The organism is Streptomyces sp. NPDC057743 (assembly GCF_042798755.1).
Classification (GTDB): Bacteria; Actinomycetota; Actinomycetes; order Streptomycetales; family Streptomycetaceae; genus Streptomyces.
Map to the genome: position 1 here is coordinate 1 of NZ_JBHVJX010000112.1, position 2,010 is coordinate 2,010.

Sequence of the window (2,010 nt, forward strand, 5' to 3'; positions counted from 1 at the left end):
GCGGCCGGCCCTCGGCGAAGACGGCATTGATCTCGGTACGTATCGCCTCGGTCGGGGATACGCGACGTGTCACGGGCGTGGGTCCTTCCGTACGACCTTTGTCGGCTCAGTACGAAACCTACGCTCGTGGCCCTTTTACACCACCTCCCGGACGCGACCGAGCGTTTTTTCCGTCCTCACTCTGAGCTTGAATCTGTCGGGGATCTTGGGGTGATTGAGGTCAACTGCCGAGGGTTCGCCAGGACTTCGACCGGGGGATGCCGTGCTGATCCAGGAAGGTCTGGAAGGCAGTTGGCGATCGTGGTGAGGGGGCTTCCGCTGCCGGTGGCAGGCTGCTGAGGTGTTCGATGTTCACGGCGATGGCCGTGAGCACGTGTTGCAGGTGGGTTTTCCGCTGTCCTCGGTAGCGGCAGTGACGCATGCCGTGTCCGTGGGCAAACTCGTTGATGGTGCCCTCCACACCCAGGGCGACTCCGTTGCTGAATTACTGGTCACGCGGTGAGCCGGTAGGCGAAGCGTTCGAGGCGGCTGGTGCGTTGGTGGCGGAGGGGGTGGTCGGTCCAGTGGGCGTCGAGGCGGATGATGTTGATAGCGGTGGCGGAGAAGGCGTGCTGGAGGCGGACTTTCGGTAGGCCGCGGTAGTGGGCAGGGCGGATGCCGGTGATGTCCAGGGCCTGGTTGACGGTGCCCTCGATGCCTGCCCTGAGGGCGTATTTGTCCTTCCAGGTCTGGGTTTTCTGCCCGGTGCGGGCTTGCGCGAGGGTCTCATGGGTTTCTTTCGGGCGGAGGGTGAGCATGCGGGAGCCGCGGGCCGAGGTGGTGCAGCGATTCTGTGAGGGGCAGGTGCGCCGGTCGAACTCGACGACGATGGCGTCGTGCTGGTGCTGGGGGACGGGGTGCCAGCCGATGCTGGTGGATCCTTCGGGGCAGCGGACGGTCCGCGTCGTCCAGTCGATGCGGAAGTCGCTCTTGGCGAAGCCTTCGGCCGCCTTGGCCTGCGGGGAGTGGTCGGCCAGCAGCGGGGTGATCATGGTGATGCTGTTCTTCGCGGCGGCGGTGACCAGGTCGGCCGAGGGGTAGCCGGCATCGAGGTAGTGCTCGCCGGGTGCCAGACGGCGGTCGGTCAGGCGCTGCTGGATGCCGGCGGTGGCCTTCACGTCCGGCACGGTCGCATTCGTGGTGTGCACATCCGTGATCAGATTCGGCCGCAGGTCGACACGCCGTCCGGCTTCGGCTTCGGCGGGAGCATCGCAGCTCTCGGTCAGATGGATCTTGTATCCGCACCAGAACAACTCCTCGCCCTTGGCCGCCCAGCGGGCGTCGGTGTCATAGGGGGAGGCTAGGCGTAATCTGCCGGGCGGGACGCCCTCCTCGCCGGCGTCCCGCTTGATGATCACCTCCCGTCCCCGGCTGTCGGTGCGCACGTGGTAGGTCTGGACCAGGATCTGCCGCAGGACCTGCACCGCCTCGATGTCACGGACCCACACCGGGGCGTCGGCAGCGTAGGCGGCCCGCACGATCGCATAGCCGTCGGCGGCGAACACCTGCGCCAGCCGGTCACGCTTGACCTGGCTGGAGGGCATGGTCCAGCCGTTGATCCTCGGCCCGGAGCGGTGAGCGAACTCGGCAACGTCGATCTGCTCTGCCAGCCAGGCCGGGGCGGCCACGGCCAGGCCTCCAGTGCGGCACGCACGCTCTCCCCGGCCAGTTCCAGCCGGTTCAGGTCACGGACCGCGGAGACGATGTGCGTGGAGTCTGTACGCTGTTTTCCGCCCGCGCCGACCAGTCCCGCAACCCGGCAATGCTCCACCAGCCGGTCGAAGACCACCCGCTCCAGACCGTGCTCGGCGATACGGGCGCGGAACTTAGTACTGAAACGGTCTTTGGTGTGACGGTTGGGCAGGTTGATCGTTGGTGAATCGCCGCGGGTTTGATGGAGATGATCAAGACCCGGAAGGATGCCGATTATGGCTGCTCCTCGTAAGTACCCTGACGAACTGCGTGAACGTG

At 66.2% G+C, this 2,010-nt stretch carries 2 protein-coding genes; both read right to left on the reverse strand.

All coding sequences use genetic code 11. From position 1 onward, the window contains the following. Positions 1 to 220 precede the first annotated feature (220 nt). On the reverse strand, positions 221 to 460 hold the full coding sequence (locus ACFVFQ_RS38640) for a transposase (protein ID WP_383425395.1): 240 nt from the start codon (positions 458 to 460) through the stop codon (positions 221 to 223). Positions 461 to 491: 31 nt separating this feature from the next. Further along, positions 492 to 1,667, reverse strand: a complete 1,176-nt coding sequence (locus tag ACFVFQ_RS38645) for a transposase (protein WP_383425397.1) — start codon at positions 1,665 to 1,667, stop codon at positions 492 to 494. Positions 1,668 to 2,010: the final 343 nt, after the last annotated feature.